Raw genomic sequence first — 24,440 nt, 5'->3', positions numbered from 1 at the left:
ATGTTTTTAGCAATTGTGATTGGCTGTTTATTTCCAAAATTGATTATACGTAGGACTTACGCAAAAACCCTATGAAAGTCTCATTTTTCTGTATCCTCTGCCTTTTGTGTAGTTGGTTTTTGTGTTGTCTGTGCGTAAGTCCTGGATGTAAATAATGAGACCTTTAGGTAATATTTTCCCCAAACTATAACTTTTATGAAAAGAAGAAGACTTATTGCTTGGATTGCTACGGCAGTTACCAGCATGATGCTAGTAATAGGCTTGCAGTTTGTCAATTTATCGCCAGCAAGCTCCGTAACCACACTTAACGTGTATGCGGCTGTCAGCTTAACAAACGCCCTAAATGCCATTAAGACTCAGTACCAAAATACTAACCCAGGTGTCAACGTTGTTTATACGTTTGGTGCTTCTGGTACCTTGCTCAAGCAAATACAAGCAGGAGCAACAGCAGATATTTTCATTTCTGCTGCCACCGACCAAATAGATGTCTTGCAGAATTCAACCCCAAGTAAATTGGTTGCAGGTAGCCGTAAAAACGTTGTCAAAAACAGTCTAGTTTTGATTGTTCCGACGACACCTCCTGTTAGTGTTGGTAGTTCTGCTCTCACTAGCTTCAATGGTTTGATTAACGCCAACATTACTGGCATTGCTATAGGTGATTACAGAGGTACTCCCCCAGTTGTCCCAGCAGGAAATTATGCCAAACAAGTTCTTACTAAGCGAGGTATTTTCACTACTATAAGTCCTAAATTATTCCTTGCTAGCAACGTCCGCAACGTCTTAACTGCTGTTGAAAATAAAACTCTTGTAGTTGGAGGTGTAACTAAAACTATTAGCGCAGGTGCGGTTTACAAAACCGATGCTGCCATTTCTAACAAGGTAAGAGTCGTAGACAGTGGCAAAGCAACAGAGAGTGATTCGATTGTCTATCCACTGGGTATACTCACCAGAACTAAAGTTTTATCGACGGCACAGAGTTTTTCTAACTATTTAAGTGGTAGTACTGCCAAGAATATCTTCAAAAATAATTATGGCTTTGTCCTGCCTTAATCACTGCAAAGTAAATCAATTAAGTACTCGTTGTCGTGAATTTTGAACTATTTGGAGTAATGTCTTGTGAAGTTCACTAAAAAACTCTCAATTATTGTTTGTAGTTTGACCACTGCTTTCCTTTATACTGCTGTGATTACCAATACTTATAAGTCAGCAGCACAAGCAGAAGGACAAGAACTGATTTTTAACGGGGGATTTGAAATCGACCCTCTGGCAGATCCTAATAATCCTAACGGTGTAAATCCTAATGTTACTGGATGGCTTAAATCTGGCGATCCAGGTACTACAATTAGCAACTTTCCTCACAGTGGTAACCAAGGTTTATCGCTTGGTGCATTTTCAGGCATTAGCTACATATCACAAACTATCCCTACAGTTGTTGGTCGACATTACCAACTTACTTACTATTTCGCATCCATAGAGGAGGCACCTGACCTTAACAATAAATTTCAGGTTTTTATAGGTGGAAAGAAGGTTTATGTTAAAAACAATACTCCTTTTCAACCTTATACGCAATATACATTAGATTTTAAAGCAAAAGGAAGATCCACAGAGATAAAGTTTGGTTCTCTAGCAAAGTATGCGTTTTTATATTTGGATGATGTGAGTGTCAAAGCTAAACCTGAACATCAAAAGAAAAACTATTGGGATGATCAGGTGATAGATGATGGGGATGAATAAACCACAGGTAGAAGTCTAAGCAATGTCTGGCTCCATAGTGTCAATAATGCCACTAAAATTCATCTGATTTAAAAACTCCATCATGGGTTTATTGAGAAAAATCGCCTTGGGTGTATGAATCATTATGCACATCTATAGCTAACTCTTATAAACCAGAAGAAAGTGTTCATTTTTATTGACACTACTGAAAGCCAGCATGGATGTAACTATCAACTTATTTTAGTTGTCGAAATTTACAATTATTTGGAGTCAAGTTTCATGAATTTAACTAAAAAACTCTCAATTATTGTTTTTAGTTTTACTACTACCTTAATTAGCACTGCTGTGATTACTAATATTTATAATACAGGAGCAGAAGCGGCAGAACTTGTTAAAAACGGAAGCTTTGAACTCGACGAACTCGTAGCTCCTAATGATCCTAACGTTACAAATCCTAATATTATAGGATGGGCTAAGTCTGGTGATCCGATGGATATATCAGGGATAAGAATAAGCAATTTTCCTCAGCATGATAGTGGTAATCAGGGCTTATCACTTAGTGGATTTATAGACCTCAGCTACATATCACAGACGCTTTCTACACAACCTGGTCAGAAATATGAACTTAGTTACTATTTAGCATCTATAGATGAGGCCCCTGACCTTGATAATCAATTTCAGACATTTGTAGGTGGAAATAAGATTTTTGATCAAGAAGACATTTCTTTTCAACCATACACGCAATATAAGTTCAATTTCACGGCAGACGCATCATCCACAGAGTTAAAGTTTGGGAATTGGGATAAATATGGATTCTTATACTTGGATAATGTGAGTGTAAAACCTGTGCCTGAGCCATCAACTATTGGAGGAATAGCAGTTGCTGGTTTATTGGGAATATGGCTGAAGAAAAAGAAGACAATTAGCTAGAAAGAATAGCCCTTTTTTCTCACTATCGCAAAACAACAGACGCCATACAATTTTAATGGGAAAGGTGCCAAAGCGTAGCCCATCGTAGACATCACCTTACCCTTTTAATAGCTAAATAAAGTTCAAATTTGATAATCTAATGCAACTAAAACTCTGCCACAATGCTGATTTGCAGGTACAGCTTCTAGCATCTTTTTCGGTTTGGGTAAGTTGAGGTTCTTCATTAGTTCAATAAACTGGTTGCGGCTGCGTCCAGCAAACCGGGGATTCCAGCGCTTTTCTTCGCTAATGGTGGATACTGTCTGTCCTTGGTAGTCATGACCAGGATATACCAAGGTGTCATCCGGTAATGTGAATAGCTTCTGAGTAACGGCATCATACAGTGATCCAGCGTCGCCGCTTTGGAAGTCGGTACGACCGCAACCCCGGATGAACAGGGCATCTCCAGTTAATAGGTGAGTGTCGTTGACTAAGTATGTTATGTGGCTGTCAGTGTGACCAGGGGTAGCGATCGCCCGAATCTGCACGTTTCCTAATTCCAACATATTTCCATCGGCAATGTAGTGGTCTGCACAGGTAACCGCGGCATTCTCAGGCACAATCCCCAAACAACCCGTCTGTGACCTCAGTCTGTCTGTCCCAGTGATGTGGTCGGCATGGATATGGGTTTCCAGACAGTAGCGTAGGGTCAGCCCCAATTGTCGCAATATCTGAAGATCGCGTTCAACCTGCTCCAACACAGGATCAACTAGGATGGCTGTTTTACTTTCTGGGTCGGCAATTAGGTAAGTATAAGTACAAGATTCTTTATCGAATAGTTGACGAAATAACATAGCAGGTTTCTTTAACACGAAAGTAGTAGCATCAGGTTTTGGATTGAGGGATTTCAGTAACTCCTGTGCCAAACTTGCTGCTTGAACCCGAATTTCGGGAACAGCGGTGGTTTCCCAAAGATTGCCCTTGCGCGGTGTCCCCAAGGTGTACAGCATTTGAGATGCATTTCCATCTGCATCGATCAGCCCCCCATTTCGGGCAGTATCAATTCCCATTGACAATCTGTTGGGACGGATTAATCGTTGTTCTTGGAGGCTAGCGACCAATGGGTGCTGCAATCTGAGGTAATCACAATTTGCACCGGTGCAGTTGACAATCCGCTTAACTTGCAAAACGATATCCTTGTGCGTCCCCCGTTCGCAGATGCTCACATTCACTCCATTTTCTAATTCCTGACAGCTTTGAATCCGACCTGCGTAATGGATAAGTTGACCAGACTCCATTGCAGCATCCAGTACTTCGGCAATTTCTTCAGCAATCCGATGCCGGTGAACTTCCCAGTAAGCTTTGACATGGCGGAGAAATCGCTTCTGTTCCGGCAATGGCATTGCTTGCCAAAGTTGGGGAATAATTGGGCGGATGGCATCGATTACCGCCCGCCAATCTTGAGCCAGTCCGTTGTTGTAGGAACTGGCGTGTCCTTGGGTAAGAGCCTCGCGCAGTTCTTGACGTACCACATGCAGCAGTCCTCGCGCCGTTTTTGGTGCAGTTTCGACATCAATAAATGCTGGATAAGGAGTTGTTGATTTGTGGCTATAGGGCATCAATCCGTGACGCGAGACGGTATGGATTTGTCCCTGGAAGCCTTGGTGGTGCAAGGCAACAACCGCATCTACCATTGTTAACCCAGTACCCACCAGCAGAATATCATCCTCTGGATTTAGGTCAGCGATCGCATCAGCAGACCAAGCATCTTTGACATAGCGGTTGTCTAAAACGGCGAGCGGTGCGGGCAGAATTGCCGGGAAATTGCCCAACGCTAACACCGCCTTTTGCACATGCAAACATTGACCACTGCTCAGGTACACTATTGTGTTGTGAGGTTTAGTTTCGATGGCGATCGCTTCATCCACAATCTTCTCTAGCTGCACATTAGCTGCTGCATTTACCTGTGCTGCTTTTAAAGTCGCCTGCACATAGTCCCCATAAACCCGACGCGAAACGAAGGTAGATGGAGTTACCTGTTCATGCCCATTTTTGTGCAGCCAGTTCAGGAAGTGATTTGGTTGATCACTAAATGCGCTCATCTTACCCGCCGGCACATTCAGCAAGTGACAGTCCACTGGTGTCCCGTAAGCAACTCCTCTACCTATTTCAGAATTACGTTCAATCAACTTGATGGACAGTGGCATGGTTGCGTTGCGTAAAAGATTGGCTGCAACTAGAGAACCGCTAAAGCCACCACCAATAATGGCGATCGCAACTGGAGAGACGGTTAGGTTAAAAATGCTGTTGTTCATAGGACGTGTGAGTTGCACTTGCTGCTTTCTACTGATCAATTTACAGCCGAAAAACTGAAATTTCCGCTTGTCGCAAGCTGTTAGGCGGATGAATTAGCGCAAAAAACCACATTGGCACATGAATTAAGTGGGAATTGCCTTTGAGTGTCCAATTCCCAAAATCGAGAGAGTGGGGATCGTCAGATTACACAAACTAAAATCTAGACGAGGCAAGGTTTTGGAACTATTTATCTAAAATTGATGTGTCTATTACATCCAAATTCGATGCAAATACCGGGGTTTTTAATTAATATCAAAAACGCTTTCAAAAGCGATAACTTTACCTCTACAATTGTCAATATTTTCTGACACTACTAGCATTCAACTTTCAGATAATGTTTGGATTAATGTCCTAACAGCAATATAGAGGTATTGACAAATACAGTAGCCCTAAATCGATTGTGAGAAAATAATAAAGTTGTGAATGTCACTAAGTAGTGGGTGCAAAATGTGGAGGCGTTCGCTAACTGAATTGAACGAAGCCTATCGAAAACTTCGTGAAATTAAAAGCGCATTTACACACAAATTTATAAGGTAATTAAAATGACTTACGATTCCCAAGATGTGGAACAAATCCTTCAAATAGCACTGACTCGAAAACAGGAAGGTGAATTTTCACGAGAACAGCTTCTAGAAATGGCATCTGATTTAGGCATTTCTTCTAATATTTTGGAAACAACTGAACAAAAGTGGTTAGCTCAACAAGAAGAGGAACGTTCGCGACGGACATTTAATACTTTCCGAAGCAGAGCCTTTTGGGGACACTTTGTTTCCTTTATAGCGGTGAATTTATTCCTCATTATATTGAATTTAATAACTAGTCCTAGTTATTTTTGGGCTATCTTCCCAGTATTAGGATGGGGGTTAGGACTATTTTTTCATTGGTGGAGTGTTTATCAGACTAAAACAGAGGATTACGAGATAGCCTTTCAGAAATGGCGCACACAAATTTAACTTCTCCTGACTTTGAAAAATGGAGACACCAACGCACAGCTATGCAGCCCTACGAGTTGGGAGTAATCTTTCACCTACAAATGGGGAAATTTCCGTACTTGATACTCTGCTGACTCCACTATTGAATAGGATTCTCCGAGTGCTGGGATGAATTTGGATTCAATAGTCGGCAAATCTGCTTGGGGTAAGGCTTTCCACTGTTCCCGCGTTGCCCAAAGAATGATCGGGATAACTTCTGTATGGTGATTGGGGCTAATCCAAACCTCTTTACCGAGAAATCCAGGATACTCAGCCGGCGCTGTTGTCCAAATTTGTGCGTCCTTCTGGATAAAATCTTCCCCTAAATCCAGGGCAACCTTAAACTTGAGGAGTTCTATAACCACGCCCTTTGAACCCTGTGTTTGCTAATTTGCCAAAATAGAGCTGTAGGCTAGAATAACTACGCTTTTAGCATAGCTTGATTGCCTACACTCAGGAGCAAGGGTCGGCTGGTTTGAAATAAGTAAGAGGAAGGGGAGTATGGACAGCAACAACTGGTTGCAACAGCTAATGATGGTGGGTCTTGGCACAACATCTTTAGTAGCAGAAAAACTGCGCCAAGTCGGCGATGATTTAGTTAAAGACGGTAAGCTCAATCCTGAGCAAGCCAAGGCGGTAATAGATGATATTGCCCAGCAGTTAAAGTCGGAACAGGGAAATTTCGATGTCCAAATGCAACGGCAAATGCGAAATATGATGCAGGATTTGGGGGTAGCTCGCCAGTCGGAAGTGGACGAACTGCGTGGTAGAATTGACCGTTTAGAGCGTCAACTGCGCGATTTGGAAAATAAGCTTTGGCGTTAGAATGTCCTTTGTGATTTAAACTAATTGTGTCCTGTTGGTAATGTTTTTGCCAGGATACCTAAGTAAGGAGAACTGATTTTGAAACCAATTTTCCTCAGCGTGGCGTTCATGCTGGTGTGTGTTGTGCTGTTGATTGTGGGGCAAGTAGGCAGTAAACAGAATACTGCCATTGCTGCCCAGTTAACCCAAACGCCGGCAGCCCCCACAGCTGTAACTGAAAACAATATCTTAATTGCGAGTAATACTATGTCTGATGCTAATGCCGTAACTACCCCCTCTGGATTAAAGTATGTCGAATTAAAAGAGGGGACTGGGGCGACTCCTCAACCTGGACAAACGGTTGAAGTTCACTATGTCGGCACTCTAGAAAATGGTACTCAGTTTGATAGTTCACGCGATCGCGGTCAACCCTTCAGCTTTAAAATTGGCGTCGGACAAGTAATCAAAGGTTGGGACGAAGGACTTAGCACTATGAAAGTAGGCGGTCGTCGTCAGTTAATCATCCCCCCAGAGTTAGGTTATGGCGCTCGTGGTGCTGGTGGTGTGATTCCACCTAATGCCACCCTGCTGTTTGATGTGGAATTGCTGGGAGTTAAGTAGGGATTGGGGCATGGGGCATGGGGAATGGGGACAAGAGGGAATTATTAAAAGAAGTTTCTATTTTCTCTGTTCTCAATGCCCTATCAAATAAATTAGGTATTTCAGAGTACAGATGGGGCAGAAGTACAGCTAGAAAACATGAGATAAAGGATCTGTAACTTTGATCACACTGCCGCGACTATACCAACAACCTAAACGTCAGACTGATACGCCCGAATGTTTCTGGTTGCTTGAGAATTCCATGCTTCCAGTGTTGCTGCGTCTTCTGAGGCATAAAAAGTAGAGAACCACTTTTGAGTAAGTAACTATGTTCAATGCTTTTGTCTTGTTTATTCTGAAATGTAATTATTCTTTCAGCCCCTAACGAAATAATAGAGATACCAATATTGTCCATGAGTTCATCAATTGAGTCGGAGTGAAATCCCATTGTTGAGTTACCATTTGTGTAATAATTGACTAAACAGTTGTTCGGTCGAAACCCAAAGTGTTTTTCAAGCCTATCAATAATAGGAAGTAACTCATTCAGCATCGGGCATGATTCGTAAGAAATGTTTGAGTAGTTATATGGTGAACCAAAGCTAGCTGTTTTTCGTGCCCGTATACGCTCATCCCAGTTAATTATGGATATAAGACTATCAAATAGAAAATGACTATTCGGCAAAAATACATCATTAATGAGTAAATCAGGCTCGTTCATTGCTCAAATAAAAATCTTGTTACGGTTTAATCTTTTAAATCATCAATGTAAAATTCTGCCGCAGTTATTTCCCATTCTATCCAGCCTAATGGTTTAATCAACAAGCCCTCGATTAAATATTCTGAATAATCTACACTATAATCTTTGTCTAAGAGTATTGCACGCTCTTGTGTTGGGCTATTTCGGCAAAAGCTAGACTACCTCTATTTTTCAGAAAGGTATTGATTTAAATAATTATTTGGTCTGGCTAAATTTTTAAATTTTGAAACTTTGTAAACTGTGGATTGAACAAAAGTTTCGCAGTCCCTGTAGGCCCGTTACGGTGTTTAGCTATAATCACTTCTGCAATCCCGCGATCGGGAGTATCTGGAGAGTAATATTCATCGCGGTACAACATTATTACTAAATCTGCATCTTGTTCAATCGAGCCACTTTCACGCAAATCTGACAACATCGGACGCTTATTAGTGCGTGCTTCTACCCCTCGACTCAACTGAGATAAAGCAATAACTGGTACAGATAATTCACGCGCTAAACCTTTAAGTTGACGCGTAATTTTTGATAATTCTTGAACTCGATTATCACCTGCTCCTTCCATCAATTGCAAGTAATCTATTACAATCAAACCTAGTTCAGTTCCTTGTTCAGCTTGCAGTCTTCTTGCCTGACTACGCATTTGTGTAACTGTAATATTCGGCGTGTCGTCAATATAAATCGGCATCTCAGAAAGGATACCAATAGCACGGCTTAAAGGTTCCCACTGTGTTTGACTGAGGCGTCCAGTCCGCAGATAACTACTTTCAATTTGCGCCTCACTAGCTAATAGCCGTTGCGTCAGTTGCTCTTTTGACATTTCCAAGCTGAAAATAGCAACTGGTAATTTATAAGAAGCGGCGATGTTATGAGCAAGATTCAAGCAAAATGCTGTATTGTGGACACAGATATCATTAGCAACAAAATTGTGTGTTTCTGGAATTGTCAAGTCATAGACTTGCTTATTACCTACGGACTCAATAGAAACAATTTCATCCCAATATACATCGCTGGTTGCTAACTCCTGAAGTGGCAAATTATCTAAAGCTGTGCCTAATATCCAAAGTCTTTCTCGCAGTAGCGCACGTTTACCAACATGCATATTTGTATAGGCTTGAATACCTGCACGTCTAGCTAAACTGCTCCAAGTTTCATTACCTTTTGCTGCTGCTATTTGTTCCCAAATTTCTACAGGTATCAAGTCACGATTAGTTTGATATCGCTTTTGAGATATTGCATCTGCAACTTTTGCTAATGCTTCTTCTTTGCCAAAGATACCTATTTCTGATATAAAAGTTTTGATAGACAAGGCATCAGTAATATCTAATTGCCACGCTGGTCGGCGGGTGTTATTATATTTTACAGAACGCTTTTTAAGAGAGGCAATGATGCCAAATCTTAATAAAAGATGTTGGATTTGTCTTGCTAGTTTCTCACTGACTGTTCCATAGCCTAACTGTGATTGACCGCTAGTAAGTAGGGTAGCCCATCCATCAGTAGCAAAGAGACGGTTAAGGAATAAAGATACTTGCGATCGCTCTAATTTAAAAACGATGTTTGGGATAGTTTTATCATGAGCATTTTTGCCCCACAAACCTAATTCTTGTAACCAAAGTGTCAGCGAATTCTTCCGGGATTTGCTCATGCAGGCAAATCTATGAGATATAAAGTCTTCTGACTCTAATTGTAAAATTTCGGATAATATTTCAAAAGTTTGTGAATTTGGTACACACTCTCCTTGCTTCCAAGCGCAAAGCAAAGTAGGGCTGACTCCAACTAATTGACTTATTTCTTTTCCTGTCAATGACTGCGATTGAATCTTTAGTTTAAAACTTTCAGCAAAAATCTGTCTTTGAATAGCAATAAATTCCAAATCTCCACGTACACAAAGTGATGGTGTGCGTGTACCTTGAGAATTTTCCCACCGAATTTTTAAACCAACAAAATCAGCAGTTGCTTGAGAAAATTCTGCTTGCAATAACGGATTACTATTTGTAAATCGGGGAGTGCTGTTAGTTAAGCCACCATCGCCAATTAAGTATGCTAATAACTTTATTTTGCACTCACGGATGGTTTCTGTGCCAAATACATTTATTTTTCGCGGAACAGCAATCTTATCACCAACTGTCAGATTTTCTAATTTTTGCCAGCCTTTAATAGTCAAATATGGGTGAGTGATTGTAGTTTCAATAGACCTACCTAAGCGAGTTGTTACCCGAAAAACTGGTTTGATACCATCATCTACAAATGCACAGGGTTGAGTAAAGGTAAATTTCCAGTCCTTGTTTAACGTCAATAATGAGCCATGACGTTGATTATATAATTCTTCAATTGTGGTAATTTGTCCATCTGCCAAAACTATTTGTGAATCAAAGCTGAGGCATTTCCCCATTGATGGCCGACCAGCGACAATAATCAAATCAGAACGTTGAAAGCCGCTGGTCATGGCATCTAAATCGTAAAATCCGCAGGGAATCCCAGGTAAGGCGATGCCTTGATTTCGATCCTCAATATCCTGGAAATTATTAATTAGAGTATCAGAAATGTGAACTAAACCCGATTGGGGACGCTCTTGAGTAACGCCGAATACTTTCTGTTCTGCCTGATCTAAAACAGTTGGTAATTCGGTTTCTGTCTCGTAACCAAGATGTACAATTTCATTGCCAGCTTTAATTAAGCGCCGCCGCAGGTATTTGTCCATGACTAACCCTGCTAAGGCATCGATGTTCACGGCTGACACTGTGCGGTCTACCAGAGTTGCTAACTTATTTCTGCCACCAATGCGGGCAAGCATCTCATGGTCAGTCAGCCAACTTGTGACTGAGAGCAAGTCTGTGGCTTTACCTTGGGCGTGGAGCCTCACAGCTGCTTGATAAATATCTTTGTGAGCGCTAATGTAAAAAGCTTCTGGAAGGAGGCGATCGCTAACTCGACTAATCGCTTCTGGATCTAGTAAAATACCACCCAAAATCGCTTCTTCCGCCTCAATATTTTGTGGTGGGAGGCGATCGCTACCATCACCTTGAAAACTCAGTTCTTCAGCCATAAACGATTTTAGTTTTGAGATGAAAGCTAGTCGGGAGTTAGGAGTTAGGAATTAGGAGTTAGGAGTTAGGAGTTAAGAGTTGTTATTCACTTCTGCTTCCCCTGCTTCCCCTGCTTCCCCTGCTCCCTCATTTCCCCTATTTCCCCTCCTGTCTCCTGACTCCTTCTTTGCAGTTAGCTAGCGACGACTTGAATATCGACTTGCGCCGCTACTTCAGAATGCAGCTTGATTTCGGCTTGATAAGTACCAAGGTGGTTAATATCGGGGATGGTGATACCACGCCGATCGACTTCTTGACCGGTGGCTGCCTTAATTGCGTCTGCAACATCTTGGCTGGTGATAGTACCGAAAATTGCTTCGTTTTCACCAACTGGCTTGGCAATTGTCAAGCTGCCAACTTTTTCTAAAGATTCTTTTTGCTCAAGAGCTTGTTGTCTGAGTTCTAATTGCCGTTGACGCTCTTGCTCGCGACGGCGTTCTACTTGCTTAAGAATACCAGGAGTGGCATTGGTTGCCAATTTCTGGGGAATCAGATAATTACGAGCGTAGCCAGGAGCTACTTCCACTAAGTCGCCAGATTTGCCCAGCTTGCTGATATCCTGATTTAAAACTAACTGTATGCGTTTCGCCATCGTTTTTCGTTTTTCCTGTAAAATCTGATTAATTTGGGTTTGGGTAGGATAGCTCACAATGTCAGTGCTGTATTCCAAGCTTCTTTGCCTATACCCTAAAGCTTACAGATCGTAGCGAAAGGAAGGGTGCGATCGCAACTATTAGTGCTAGAAAATTGAAGGAATGCAGGGACTGGGGACTAAAGGAGAACAGTTTTCCCCTCTGCTCCCTGCCCCTCTGCCTCTTTCCCAATGCCCAATGCCTAAAAATTATTTCTCATTTCCCGTATCCGCGCAAAGGTTTGCACTGAATCGCTACTCTTAACGGTTAATTGTAATGATGGCTGATCCCAACGTAAAAAGGGATTGGTTCGCTTCTCCACTCCCAGCAGCGAGGGGATGGTAGCTTCTCCTCGACTACGATAAGCTTTCACTTCATTGAAGCGCCTTTGTAAGTCGGCGTTGTCGCCATCCACAGTTAGAGCAAATTGCAGATTTTTTAAGGTGTATTCATGGGCACACCAGACGCGTGTATCATCGGGTAGAGAGCGCAGCTTGCTTAAAGAGTCCACCATTTGGGTCGGTGTTCCTTCAAACAAGCGACCGCAACCGCCAGAAAATAAAGTATCGCCGCAAAATAAATCGCCTGTCTCACCAGCTTTTTCAGGGGGAAAGTAGTAAACGATGTGAGCGCGGGTATGTCCGGGAACGAAGACAACTTCAGCTATGCGGTTTGCAAACTGGACGCGATCGCCTTGTTGCAAAAACACCTGCTGTCCGGGAATTCTCCCACGATCCTCGGCTCCTCCATAAACTATCAGTTGGGGGAATTGTTCGATTAATTGCTTATTACCACCCACATGATCGTTATGGTGGTGCGTGTTGAAAATTGCTACCAACTCAGCTTTTAATTCTGCCAGTTTCTTTAATACTGGTTGAGACTCTGCTGGATCGACAACAGCGGCGATATTTTGTTTGTAGTCGTGTAACAAGAATATGTAGTTGTCTGAGAGTGCTTCCAGACAGATTACCTGCATTACCTTTGCCTCCCTTACAACATAAATCTTTGGTATTGAGTAGCAATCCTACATTCCAGTGAATAATAGTGCTACCTCCACAAGCTATATCAAGTATTTATACTTTGTTCATTATAGCTATACTGGAATATTAACTATGATATTATACAACCGTGTTTACACGGTAATTATACTTAAGATAAGTCAACTTAAGATGAATTTATCAGTGTAATTTCTCTGGGAATAGCTACAAATACAAAGTTAGATTTATTGTATTATTTTTTTTATTAAAAATAACAAATCGTTAAGTTCATGTTTTGCTTATCTCTACTCTATCAGATTTGACTATAACTAAAACTAGAGTAAGATGTTTTGAGAATAAATACATATCTAATTTTCAAAGTAAACAACAATTGTTAATTTGATTTATGTCAACCGAAACTAGAGGATTTATTACAATTTTAACTGGACTTTACCCTTTTCAAGATTGTATTCATTTTTTGGCGGCAATTAGAAAGTTTCATCAGGAGCCGGTCATTATTTTAATTGACCAAGTTCCAACAGTACTCTATCCCTTGCTAAAGGCGTTCAAAAATGTAATTTTAAAGCCGGTTCCTGCAAATGAAAATACTGTTTTAGCATCACGGCAAGCAAAACTGGCTTTATATGCGACTTCTGAGTTTGATAAAACGATTTACTTAGATTCAGATATTTGTTTACTTTCGGATATCAATGATGTATTTGATTATTTAGATGAATATGAGTTTTTATTAACTGAAGATGTCCAACCTTCTATTGTTAAGGCTACAAATTTATTACGTGGTAAACAAGAAGACCTTTTGCCAAATGTTTTGCAAATTCTGCAATCAGTAGGGTTGCCATTGCAAGCAGATAGTGTGCAGTATAATGGCGGTTTTATGGCTTTTCGGAAAACAGAAGTCACCAAGGTATTTTTTGACGAATTTCAACGTTATTTTGAGATTGTCAAAAACAACCAAGATAAATTACTTTTAAAAGACCAAGGGGCTTTTGCCTCTGCGATCGCATCTGTACGCCCTCACATGAAAATACTGCCACCTACTTATAATTATCTCAGTAAGTGGCAGGATGCTTATAATATTCAGGATCAAATTAAAGTTCTTCACTGTACCTATCCTTATCGACCTCAATACGCTAAAAATGTTAGTCGTTCCTTATATACAAGGGTTTTTGACAGATTCGCTAAAGTATTTTTACCGAATCAAGTTACAAATCCTTGGCGCACTAAATAAAAATAAGTATCAGCAAAAATAGTGAAAAAATTTTCCAAGATATCGCTGTTGGTTTCAGATTTATCAAGCGCAGCTATTTTGCGTGCATACTTGATAGCAACAGCCCTCAGGAATTTAGAATATGAAGTTGAAATTATGGGGTTTTTATTTGGAAATAACTTATATCGAAATTTACCATCAGAATTAAATGTTTATAATTTACCAGGCAAAAATTTTCCGGAGTTTTTTGGAGAAATCAGCAAATTTTTACCAAAAATTAATGGAGATATAATTTATGCTATCAAACCACAAATAGCGAGTTTTGGAGTTGCCCTACTAAATAAAATATTTAGCCGAAAACCGTTAATTTTAGACATAGATGATTGGGAACTAAGTTGGTACGGTGGCGATGACTGGCATTATCGTCCCACACCTAAACAATTAGCTAGGGAATTGTTGAAACCAGACGGCGCACTCAGGAATCCTTATCATCCTTTGTACGTGAAATGGATGGAAGGTTTGGTCAGTAGCGCTGATGCTGTGACGGTGCATACTAAATTTTTGCAGCAGCGTTTTGGCGGTACATTTGTTCCTAATGGTAAGGATACTTCTTTATTTGATCCCGCTCGATATGATGCTGAGTCCAGCAGAAATCGTTATGGTTTATCTGAATATCGTATTTTAATGTTTCCTGGTGCGCCAAGACCGTATAAAGGTCTAGAAGATGTTCTTATAGCGCTAGATAAAATTAATCAGCCAGACTTAAGACTAGTGATTGTAGGTGGCAGTCCTTATGATGATTATGATCAGCAACTTCAACAAAAGTGGGGACGCTGGATTATCAAATTACCAAAGTATCCAGCTGATATTATGCCTGATTTGGTAGCGGCGGCTCACATTGTAGTCGTTCCCCAGCGAGATACCCCAGAAACTCGTGCTCAATTTCCCCTGAAGTTGACAGATGGAATGGCAATGGCTAAACCTGTATTATCAACGCGCGTTGGAGATATTCCCAAAATTTTAGGTGATACTGGTTATTTAGTCGAGCCTGCTTGTCCTGAACAGATTGCTGAACAAATTCAATTGATTTTTCAGAATTTAGAGTCAGCAAACCAGCAAGGTATCAAGGCAAGAAAAAGATGTGTGGAACACTATAGCATAGAGGCGATGGCTTCTGTGCTCAAGTCGGTAATTTCTCGGTTGTAAATCTTGATTGGGCGGTGGGGTATGGGGGAGCCACTGCGTTGGACGGCTTCCCCAGCTTAAAGCAAGTGGCGTTATTGGGCATTGAAAAAGAGATTTTCATTCCCTCATTGTGCCAAATCGGTTCTGGTATTCAATCTGGCAAAATATCTAGAAGCTGGTGTTGTCGGGATGTAACTATATTTTAACGGAGTTGAGACATGAAGATTATTTAGTTTGATTTATTTGATGATTAGCAAAATTGGCAAGTAATTTGTGAATAATATTAATAAGTGAAAGTGGCTTAAAAATACCCAATGTCTACCAGAAAACTACTACTAAGATTTGCTAAACCCTATCCAGGTTTGATTCTGCTGACAATATTGTTAGGATTTTCTGGAGCTTTATTTAATGGGATCAGCACAGCTTTAATTGTGCCAGTTGTTTTAAAAATTGTGGGGCAAGAAGTAGATTTAAGTACTGCCCCTCCTATCCTAAAAAGGTTGATATCTCCCTTTGATAATACTCCAGAAAATTACCGGATAGTAGTAATGGCTGGGGCGATTATATTCACAATTCTTTTAAAGAACTTAGCTACTTATGCTAGCTCCTTAGCATCGAGTTCTTTAACCAGAAAGCTGACATCGGATATGCGCGAAACCGGTTTAAGGCTATTACTAGAAATTGATATAGATTATTATGCAAAGACGAAGGTTGGTGATTTAATCAACCGTCTTGGTGGAGAAATTGGCCGGGCTGCAAGTGCTATAGGTAGTACAGTCAAGATAGCTATCCTAGTAATCACGATTTTAGTTTTTGTCGCTTTATTGCTGTCAATTTCTTGGCAGTTAACAATTGCTGCTACGCTTTTGCTGTCGTTGGTGACGTTAATAAATCAGTATGCCATTTCCCGGTCTAAAAATTTTGGAAAGCAGCTTAGTGAGATGTCTAAAGCATACTCAATCTCTGTGCTGGAAACCCTGAACGGAATTAGATTGGTAAAGGCGACGGGAAATGAAGAAAAAGAATATCAACGGATTAAAAAATTAATTCGCGATCGCGAAACAGCAGATTTTCAATCTCAGGTTAATTCGGAAGTGATTACACCTCTGAGTGAGGTAATGGGTATTACAGCTTTACTGCTGATTGTACTTTTGAGCAAAACCTTCTTTGCTGACCAGGTTTCTTCTCTTTCTACCGTACTCCTGACATATTTATTAGTGCTGCTGCGAGTGCTACCATTGATTTCTCAGCTCAATACTATTCGCAGCAACTTTGCCAGTACCGCCGCCAGTGTGGATGTGACGAATGAGTTTTTAAGCCTGCACGATAAGCCATTCATGGGCAAAGGTAAGCTTCCCTACACAAAATTAGAAGAGGGCGTGTCTTTTAATTCTCTTTGCTTTGCGTACCCTGGTCATGAGAAATTGGTACTCAAAGATGTGAATTTATATTTACCGCGTGGCACCACCTTAGCATTAGTAGGCGGTTCTGGTGCTGGTAAATCCACTTTGGCAGACCTTTTGCCCAGATTCTATGACCCGATCGCTGGCAGTATTACCATTGACAACACCGATTTGCGGGAGTTCGATGTGATATCCCTGCGAAAGCGAATGGGAATTGTCAGTCAAGATACCTTTCTTTTTAATGACTCGGTGCGAAATAACATCGCCTATGGGCGACCAGAAGCTACTGAGGATGAAATTATTACAGCGGCCAAGCGGGCAAATGCCTATGAGTTTATTAGCAAATTGCCTCAGGAATTTGACAGCTTGATTGGCGATCGCGGCGTCATGTTATCTGGTGGACAAAGGCAAAGATTAGCGATCGCCCGCGCCCTCCTCCAAAATCCCGAAATTTTGATTCTAGATGAAGCTACCAGCGCTTTAGATACCGTTTCCGAACGCTTAGTACAATCTGCACTCGATGATTTGAGTCGCGATCGCACCACCCTTGTAATTGCTCACCGCCTTTCCACAGTCCAAAAAGCCAATCAAATAGCCGTGTTAGATCAAGGACAGGTGGTAGAAGTGGGAACCCATGAAGAACTTTTAAAAAAGGGTGGTTACTACTCACGTTTGTACTCAATGCAATTTGCGGAACGTCCTAAAACTCCTACTAAACACAATCAAAGCTTGCTCCGCATCTCTCACGAAATTCGGACACAGTTGAACTCGATGATTGGGTTCCTACATTTATTACTTGATGATTTGGTAGACGATTCCCAAGAACGGCACGAATTAATTGAAGACTCTTACAAATCAGCTTGGAGAATTCTCAACACCATTGATGTTTTTGAAGATGTTATTAACTTACAAATAAAGGGACAGATTCTCTCAATTTCTGACCAAAATCAGAATGTTATCAGTAACCATTATCAAACCTTTAATCATATCGCCGTTGAGTTTCGGACTTCTCTTAACCTCATCCTTAGCTCTCTCCGCTCTCTAGCTGATAATTTGATATCTACCACAGAAGAACAAAATGGATTAATCACTGAAAGTTATGAATCTGCTATATATCTACTCGATAATTTAGAAAAATTTGAGAATAGTATTAATGTCGAAAGTTATGAAAAATAATCCTTTAAAAAAACATTACATTTTTTTTATCAGTGAAGAGTTGCCGCAGCCAGAAGCTCACCTAGTGCAGTCTACAAATGCAGCTAACGCCGCCGCCAACTTGGGATACTCAACAGTTTTGGTATACCCTGACAAAGGAGCAAAAGCGATTAATCTAGCTAATCTAGCTCGTCCTTTTCAACCGAGAAAAACACCAACAGAACTTATTAAATATTACAACCTCCACGACAAGTTAAAAGTTGCTCCCTTACCGATGCCTTGGCCGATTGACCATTTTCGGAGCAAATTTACTGACTCTAACACCATTGCCAGCAAGTATTATTTACCATTTCACATCCTTCCAACTACTAAACTTGTCCACAGTCGTAACTGGAATTTTGTAAAAGCTGCTATCAAAAATGGCATTCCGGCAATTTATGAACACCACCACCACGAAGACAAGCCATTTGAGCCAGAAATTGTTACAAATCCGCTGTTGCAAATTGCTGTCACCGTTGTAGACACCATCCGCGAAAGCATGATTAAAAATGGGATGCCACCAGAAAAAGTGATTAAGCTGCACAACGGTTTTAATCGCTTGTTTATGCAGAGACAACCAGAAAAAGCAGCAGAATGGCGTAAAAAACTATTGCGAGATGAAAGCCAAAAATTGGTAGTTTATGCGGGAGCGTTACAGCAATTTAAAGGTATTGATCTACTAATTGATGTGGCTAAAGAAATGCCTAATGTGCAATTTGTCTGTGCAGGTGGTAAGCCACCAGAAGTCGAATCCTATCAGCAATTGGTAAAAGAAAAACAGGTTCATAATATTAAATTTTTGGGCTATGTCTTGCATAATGAGTTAGCATCTTTGCTACAAGCAGCCGATGTTTTAGCTCACCCTCATTGTTCGGGAAAAGCGGCAACTTTCACATCTCCCTTAAAGCTATTTGACTACTTCGCCTCTGGAACTCCCATCGTCTCGACGGAAATTCCTTCATTAGTTGAGTTTCAAGATACTCAGTCTATTACTGCTTGGTGTGAGCCAGATAACCCCAGCAAATTTGCCGAAAGTCTGAAGCGGGTTTTAGAAACTCATCCTAGAAAGATAGAAGGTTATCCAGATAGTATCGAGTTTGTCAAGCAGTTTTCTTGGGAAAATCGAGCGGCAAAAATCCTTAGTTATGTTGATGAATCTCTGCTACCTCACCTTATTGTGTAAGGCAAAATGGTTGAGATTAGGGAAAATAAATCATGAAAAATAATAACTGATTAATAACTAAAATGACTATCAAAACTGTAGGTATGATTAGCAGCTATCGAGGTTTAGAAACCAGAGCCGATTGGTTATGGCAACAAACCCCAAATCAATTTGGAACTTGGGGCAATATGCAAATGCAGGCACTAGCAGCAAAACCAGATTTTCTGCTGATGTATCAATTTGATTTTCCCCAAGCATCACCACAAAAATCTTGGTTAGATAGTTTTCGCAAACGCCAGCAAAAATCAGTAGTAAATGTTGATTCTCTAATGCGTGGTGTCAACAAAGAGCGGATTATTTATTTACTAAGAGAACCGCCTTTAGATGAAATTGTAGAAATAACTAATCATAATTACCAACAAGCCCAGAAGTATTCTGGCTACGTTTCTGGCCCTGATGATTTTGCTCCCACTCCCGACTATATGCCTGCTATTTGGTATCACTCAAATTCATTTCAAGATTTAAATCAAATGCCACCGCCCCAAAAGGTTGCCCCATGTAGTTGGATTACTTCAGGAATTAGCCGCACAGCCAACCATCGCCAGCGTTTAGACTTTTTGCAGTCACTACAATCTAGTGAGATTAAGTTTGATTTGTATGGGCGTAACTTACCACAATGGGCTAAAAAGTCGGGAGAACTGGGTAATAAGTGGTATGGCATGGCACCATACTATTACAATCTGGCAATTGAAAACTATGCTGACAATAATTGGTATGTGAGTGAAAAACTTTGGGATAGTTTGCTTGCTTGGTGTCTGCCAATTTACTATGGCGGCCCAGCTGCTGATAAATTATTACCACCGGGTAGTTTTTTAAGATTGCCTAGTTTAGATGAAAAAGGCATTGCCTACATCCAAGAAGTGACAGCTACACCTGATGCTTGGTATGCTGCCAAAGATGCGATCGCAGAAGCACGTCAAATCATCTTACACAAATTAAACCTGCTTAACTGGTTGTCAAACTTTGTTGATCAACACTCATAAATTATGAATGGTATTTGTACCCTTGGCAATGATTATGTTTTCGATCAACTGGTGGCTTTGCTCAACAGTATTGATGTTATCTTGGGTTCGGAAACTCCTGTTTGTATCTATCCTTTTGATGATCAGACACAGCGAATTGCTAATGAAATAGCTAAACGGCCTAATGTATTTATTTACGATAATCAAGAATCAATCAACCGCTGGGATCAATTTATGCTGGCAGCAGCACCAGAACGATTGAATCGTAGTAAATCCCGTCTTTATGGCGCTCACCGTCGTTTTTGCGCTTTTGATGGGCCATTCGAGAAGTTTATCTATTTAGATGCAGACACTTTGGTAATGAACTCTCTCGCGACAGTGTTTGAAAAGCTAGATAGTTATGATTTTGTTGTCTACGATTTCCAATTTAAAGACGTTAGTAAAATATACAATGTTAATTCTCCAAAATTATTAGAACTTTTCGAGCAAAAGCGCATTGATTCCGAAATATTTTGCTCAGGCTTCTATGGCGCAAAACGGGGAATATTTAACTCAGAACAAAGAGATTGGCTGATATCCTATTTACAAAATGGTGAGGCAGAAATTTTGTATGGTGGTGCTGGTGAACAACCACTGATTAACTATATGGTAATGAGGTCTAATCTTTCTATTTATAACTTTGCTCGGCAACTGCCAGATAATGAAAAAACAGGATGTTCTGCCACATCGAAGCACTTCGAGGAACGAGAACATCTTCTTTATGACAAAGGCAATCGACTAACTTACCTTCATTACATTGGTATTCCTCCTAATATCAATCAAGCAGTCTGTGCTGGAGAAAATATTGAGTTTCCCTATCGAGATTTGTTTCTCTATTATCGTTACCTACACGAACCAGAGAAGCGTCCAGTTTTTCAAAATCCTCCTAAGAGTTATAATGACGCTCCCACACCAAATTTATTTACAAGAGCTTTGCGAAAACTTAAGTTAATTAACCAAGGATAATTTATGAGTAGGGGCATTTATATAGTTGCCAATGACCGCGTTATCGATAATGCTATTGCTTTACTCAATAGCATTCGTTACTATGACCCAGGAGTAACCATTTATCTCATACCTTTTAATGACAATTATCACAAAGTAGCAGAGCAGCTTGCTAGCTTACACAACGTCCAAATTTTTCCAGATTTAGAACTTATTGATAAATTTACCAAACGCATCGGAGAAATTTTTGATAGAGATTTTCTCGCCTTACCCAACAAAATGCGTAAACTGGTGGCGTGGTTTGGCCCTTTAGATGAGTTTATTTATATTGATACGGATATTGTCGTTTTTGAAAAAATCGCCGACAATTTAGACAAACTTTCAGAAGTTGATTTCTTCTGTTGTGATTACCATCATGCCAATGAGAAGCTGCGAAATATCTTTTCCCCATTTGTGAAAGAGCAGCAAATTTTTTCCGATGCCCAACTTCAAGATGTTTTCAATAGCGGCTTTTGGGCTTCGAGAAAAGGAGTTATTAGCGAACAACAGATGGAGGAAGCTTTGCGCGAGTGTGCAGCCCATCGTGAATATTTCGATTTTTCTGAAGGAGTTACAGACCAACCCATTCTGAATTATCTTGTTCTCAAACTAATTTCCAAGCGTGGAAATCTCGTCAAAATTCCTGGGGGAGGGCCTGGTAGTTGGGCAGGTTCACAAAATTTTCAACAGCAAGACTACGCCCTCTATGACCGAGGACAACGACTAAAATATCTCCACTGGGCTGGTACGCGGATGAAAACTGGTAGTCCCTATTGGCAATTGTGGGAACACTATCGCTATCTTCATGAGGGGAAATTCGCCTTCATCCCCAAACTAACCCGCCGTTTCTTTCCCTTTGTTGCTGCCCGCACTTAATATTAGGAGTATCCCAATGATTGATGGCATTTACATCCTAGCGAATGATGTTGTCTATGACCAATTAGTTGCGTTGCTCAACAGTATAGAAGCTAATGCTGGTAGGAAAATTCCTATTTGTATACTTCCATATAATCAGCGGTTAGATAAGGTAAAAGCAGAGATTGCATCTAGAGATAATGTCACCTTATTTGAAGATTATGATTCCATAGCTTACTGGGATAACTTTGCCACCCAGATATGGAAAAATTACTCTAGAGCACAAAAAACTTGGCGAGAGTGGGGCTTCCCAGAACTCTATGAGCTACCAATGCACCGCAAATTTTGTGCTGTGGATGGCCCTTTTGATAGATTTATTTATTTTGATGCAGATACCTTGTTAATGGGGCCCGTAGATTATGTATATGAAAAATTAGATACCTACGATTGGGTAGTCAATGATTTTCAATATAAGTCTGACTTAAAATTTATTTTTGATGGCTCTCCAGAGCAGATGCAGCAAATTTTTCACTCAGAAAACTTGCAGTCTCAGACATTTTGTGCTGGTTGGTTTGCCACTAAGAAAAATATTTTTTCTCCAACTATAAGAGCCGACTTACTAAACAAATTAACATCTGGTGAAGCAGATGTTATGGCTTTTTTAGCCCCTGACCAATCTTTATTTAACTACATGGTGTTGAGAAGTGGAATTTCGTATTATAACTTTGCCTGCCATGACTGCGAACAGGCAACTGGTAACCACTGGAGTTCTCAATTTGATGTGGTAGATAATATCCTCTACGATCAAGGGCGGAGGTTGACATATTTACACTATATGAGCATAAGTTCATCAAGCTTTACTAAACTTTGTACTGGTGAAGATGTTAGTTTTCCCTACCGAGACTTGTTTTTGCATTATCGATATTTAAAATCGTCAGCAGATAGACCTCAAAACTTTAAGCGTCCCACTCTGCTCAGACGGTTACAAAATACTACTAAAAGTTTCCTGAATCAAAGAGCTAATAATATTAAGCTAAAGTATCGTAATTTTAAGGATAAAACTACTCAATAATTGAGCAAAAATTAACTTAAAAGTTTTTTATTCAATTAGCTACCATGTGAATCATCTCAACATAGCTTGACAGCAATTTATCCCAGCTAAAACGCTCATAAATGAAGTGATGACGCTGATAAAATTTAGATTTATCTTCATTTTTGGATAGTACTTGACTAATTAAATCTGCCAAACTTCCTTTTTGTTTAAAATTGCCAAAATACCCTTCATTATCAAAGATGTAACGGGTAACAGCATAATCATGAACTATACAGGGTAAGCCGTATGACATTGCTTCTAAAAACACCCTTCCTAGTCCTTCGTGGACGGAAGCTAACACGAAAGCATCTGCAATTTTATAGTAGTTTGCAACTTCATGAGAGGCTACGGTTCTGCCTTGAAAATTTTCAGCACCCAATAAGCTGTTACCCAGTTCAATAATTTCGGGTGAACTTCCGTCCTGTTGGCCTAGCAGCAAAAGGTAAGGACGTGGTTCAGGTAAACTAGCAACTTCACTAATTAAATAATCCATGCGCTTATGGTTTTTGCTGATATAACCTACTGAAAGAATTAAAGGTGTTTTCTCAGGTAATCCTAGTTTATTTCTTAAACCCTCTTTTTCATCAGGCAAAAGTATTTGTAAGTCAGCAGGTATTTCCGCCCCCAAAGTAACTAGAGTTTGTTTTTGAGCAGGTATCCCTGCTTTTAAACAATTCTGAAGATGCTGAGGAGCAATTTGTTGTATGAGGTCACAGTTGGCAAAAATGGGAGACTTTAATCCGAGTGGGCCACCATTACAAAAGAGTAATTTATAGCTTTGTTTGGTAAAACGCCGCCAATGCGCGAGGAAATTACCAATATCGTTATCACTAAAATAAATTACATCTGGTTTCTCTGTTTGGATGTGTGGTATGAGACTGAAAAAAAAGGATATTTGCTCTACAAAATAGGAACTAGTTTTAGTGTACTTAGCTATGCTAGTTGTAGTATAACGGGGTAAATTCCACAAAGGAATTTCTTTTGCTTTTGCTTTTCCACCACCTTTAAAAAGGATTATATCTAGAGAAGGTTCTTTTGATAGTGCCTGAAATGCTTGTTCAGCAAAAGACTCATATCCCCGCATAACGTGACCAAGACCTGTGCATATCAAAAAGACTTTAAGTTTCATTATTTTAATCTTTGAGTTCCAAATAATAAGTTTCAAAAAATAGATGTACAACTTCTAGCACTTTTCGATTGTGGTGCAATACACCCTGATAAGGGAAAGGGCTAGATTAGTATATTGCATCCACATGAAAACTGCTGTAATTTTGGCTCTTCATTACTTAAGTATGCCAAATCTGTGTACTAAAAAGCTTAAAAGCCTTGCTAGGCAATAATAGCAGGCGTTATTACTAGCATTTTATACTTGTGCGCGAAATTTAGGCTTCTAACCTGGATTTTAAAGTCAAGTTTTGATGCTTAACTAAAGGTTCAGCATAACAGGTACGGAAGAGCCGAAATAGCTTGCATCTAC

Annotated in this window: 21 protein-coding genes; 14 read left to right on the top strand and 7 right to left on the bottom strand. The window is 40.2% G+C overall.

What is annotated here, in order from left to right; translation table 11 throughout:
• The first annotated feature begins 195 nt into the window (after nt 1–195).
• From modA to V7K30_RS18615, 3 genes are all read left to right on the top strand, one after another.
• On the top strand, nt 196–1,050 hold the full coding sequence (modA, locus tag V7K30_RS18625) for a molybdate ABC transporter substrate-binding protein (RefSeq protein WP_335001713.1): 855 nt from the start codon (nt 196–198) through the stop codon (nt 1,048–1,050).
• Nucleotides 1,051–1,116: 66 nt separating this feature from the next.
• Nucleotides 1,117–1,734 carry a hypothetical protein gene (locus V7K30_RS18620; RefSeq protein WP_335001711.1) on the top strand — a complete coding sequence of 206 codons (618 nt, stop codon included), beginning with the start codon at nt 1,117–1,119 and terminating at the stop codon, nt 1,732–1,734.
• A 258-nt stretch (nt 1,735–1,992) separates the two neighbouring features.
• On the top strand, nt 1,993–2,643 hold the full coding sequence (locus V7K30_RS18615) for a PEP-CTERM sorting domain-containing protein (protein ID WP_335001709.1): 651 nt from the start codon (nt 1,993–1,995) through the stop codon (nt 2,641–2,643).
• A gap of 122 nt (nt 2,644–2,765) precedes the next feature.
• Here the strand turns inward: V7K30_RS18615 and V7K30_RS18610 are convergent, their stop codons facing one another.
• Complete coding sequence (locus V7K30_RS18610) at nt 2,766–4,937, bottom strand: FAD/NAD(P)-binding protein (RefSeq protein WP_335001708.1); 2,172 nt, start codon at nt 4,935–4,937, stop codon at nt 2,766–2,768.
• A gap of 582 nt (nt 4,938–5,519) precedes the next feature.
• Here V7K30_RS18610 and V7K30_RS18605 point away from each other — a divergent pair.
• Nucleotides 5,520–5,930, top strand: a complete 411-nt coding sequence (locus V7K30_RS18605) for a 2TM domain-containing protein (RefSeq protein ID WP_335001707.1) — start codon at nt 5,520–5,522, stop codon at nt 5,928–5,930.
• A gap of 74 nt (nt 5,931–6,004) precedes the next feature.
• Here the strand turns inward: V7K30_RS18605 and V7K30_RS18600 are convergent, their stop codons facing one another.
• A complete protein-coding gene (locus V7K30_RS18600; RefSeq protein WP_335001706.1) occupies nt 6,005–6,313 on the bottom strand; it encodes a TIGR03792 family protein in 309 nt (102 codons plus the stop codon).
• A gap of 136 nt (nt 6,314–6,449) precedes the next feature.
• Here V7K30_RS18600 and V7K30_RS18595 point away from each other — a divergent pair, with 136 nt between their 5' ends.
• Both V7K30_RS18595 and V7K30_RS18590 read left to right on the top strand, forming a co-directional pair.
• A complete protein-coding gene (locus V7K30_RS18595) occupies nt 6,450–6,773 on the top strand; it encodes a phasin family protein (protein ID WP_334944437.1) in 324 nt (107 codons plus the stop codon).
• A 78-nt stretch (nt 6,774–6,851) separates the two neighbouring features.
• On the top strand, nt 6,852–7,373 hold the full coding sequence (locus V7K30_RS18590) for an FKBP-type peptidyl-prolyl cis-trans isomerase (RefSeq protein ID WP_335001704.1): 522 nt from the start codon (nt 6,852–6,854) through the stop codon (nt 7,371–7,373).
• 178 nt (nt 7,374–7,551) lie between these two features.
• Here V7K30_RS18590 and V7K30_RS18585 read toward each other — a convergent pair whose 3' ends face one another.
• The 4 genes from V7K30_RS18585 to gloB all read right to left on the bottom strand — a co-directional run bounded on the left by V7K30_RS18585 (nt 7,552) and on the right by gloB (nt 12,797).
• Nucleotides 7,552–8,070, bottom strand: coding sequence for an alpha-ketoglutarate-dependent dioxygenase AlkB (locus V7K30_RS18585; RefSeq protein ID WP_335001702.1), 519 nt, complete (start codon nt 8,068–8,070; stop codon nt 7,552–7,554).
• A gap of 247 nt (nt 8,071–8,317) precedes the next feature.
• Nucleotides 8,318–11,149: a replicative DNA helicase gene (gene dnaB, locus V7K30_RS18580; protein ID WP_335001700.1), complete on the bottom strand. Its 2,832-nt coding sequence runs from the start codon at nt 11,147–11,149 to the stop codon at nt 8,318–8,320.
• A gap of 173 nt (nt 11,150–11,322) precedes the next feature.
• Nucleotides 11,323–11,781 carry a 50S ribosomal protein L9 gene (gene rplI, locus V7K30_RS18575; protein WP_335001698.1) on the bottom strand — a complete coding sequence of 153 codons (459 nt, stop codon included), beginning with the start codon at nt 11,779–11,781 and terminating at the stop codon, nt 11,323–11,325.
• A gap of 242 nt (nt 11,782–12,023) precedes the next feature.
• Nucleotides 12,024–12,797 carry a hydroxyacylglutathione hydrolase gene (gloB, locus tag V7K30_RS18570; protein WP_335001696.1) on the bottom strand — a complete coding sequence of 258 codons (774 nt, stop codon included), beginning with the start codon at nt 12,795–12,797 and terminating at the stop codon, nt 12,024–12,026.
• A gap of 407 nt (nt 12,798–13,204) precedes the next feature.
• Here gloB and V7K30_RS18565 point away from each other — a divergent pair, with 407 nt between their 5' ends.
• The 8 genes from V7K30_RS18565 to V7K30_RS18530 all read left to right on the top strand — a co-directional run bounded on the left by V7K30_RS18565 (nt 13,205) and on the right by V7K30_RS18530 (nt 22,942).
• Nucleotides 13,205–14,047, top strand: coding sequence for a hypothetical protein (locus tag V7K30_RS18565; RefSeq protein ID WP_335001694.1), 843 nt, complete (start codon nt 13,205–13,207; stop codon nt 14,045–14,047).
• Between the two features lie 21 nt (nt 14,048–14,068).
• On the top strand, nt 14,069–15,232 hold the full coding sequence (locus tag V7K30_RS18560; protein WP_335001693.1) for a glycosyltransferase family 4 protein: 1,164 nt from the start codon (nt 14,069–14,071) through the stop codon (nt 15,230–15,232).
• A gap of 293 nt (nt 15,233–15,525) precedes the next feature.
• Entirely contained in the window at nt 15,526–17,790 is a 2,265-nt protein-coding gene (locus V7K30_RS18555; RefSeq protein WP_335001692.1) for an ABC transporter ATP-binding protein, read from the top strand.
• Entirely contained in the window at nt 17,780–18,991 is a 1,212-nt protein-coding gene (locus V7K30_RS18550; protein ID WP_335001818.1) for a glycosyltransferase family 4 protein, read from the top strand. The genes V7K30_RS18555 and V7K30_RS18550 overlap by 11 nt, the downstream gene beginning before the upstream one ends.
• A 62-nt stretch (nt 18,992–19,053) precedes the next feature.
• Nucleotides 19,054–20,013: a glycosyltransferase family 10 domain-containing protein gene (locus V7K30_RS18545; RefSeq protein ID WP_335001690.1), complete on the top strand. Its 960-nt coding sequence runs from the start codon at nt 19,054–19,056 to the stop codon at nt 20,011–20,013.
• Nucleotides 20,014–20,016: 3 nt separating this feature from the next.
• Nucleotides 20,017–20,997 carry an Npun_R2821/Npun_R2822 family protein gene (locus V7K30_RS18540; protein WP_335001688.1) on the top strand — a complete coding sequence of 327 codons (981 nt, stop codon included), beginning with the start codon at nt 20,017–20,019 and terminating at the stop codon, nt 20,995–20,997.
• Between the two features lie 3 nt (nt 20,998–21,000).
• Nucleotides 21,001–21,891: an Npun_R2821/Npun_R2822 family protein gene (locus tag V7K30_RS18535; RefSeq protein WP_335001686.1), complete on the top strand. Its 891-nt coding sequence runs from the start codon at nt 21,001–21,003 to the stop codon at nt 21,889–21,891.
• 16 nt (nt 21,892–21,907) lie between these two features.
• Nucleotides 21,908–22,942, top strand: a complete 1,035-nt coding sequence (locus V7K30_RS18530; protein ID WP_335001684.1) for an Npun_R2821/Npun_R2822 family protein — start codon at nt 21,908–21,910, stop codon at nt 22,940–22,942.
• 31 nt (nt 22,943–22,973) lie between these two features.
• Here V7K30_RS18530 and V7K30_RS18525 read toward each other — a convergent pair whose 3' ends face one another.
• On the bottom strand, nt 22,974–24,092 hold the full coding sequence (locus tag V7K30_RS18525) for a glycosyltransferase family 4 protein (RefSeq protein ID WP_335001682.1): 1,119 nt from the start codon (nt 24,090–24,092) through the stop codon (nt 22,974–22,976).
• Nucleotides 24,093–24,440 lie beyond the last annotated feature (348 nt).

The sequence above is a fragment of the Nostoc sp. genome (assembly GCF_036917655.1).
Taxonomy (GTDB): Bacteria; Cyanobacteriota; Cyanobacteriia; order Cyanobacteriales; family Nostocaceae; genus Nostoc.
Note: the sequence above shows the minus strand (reverse complement) of the source record. Positions and strands in the feature narration are given on the sequence as shown.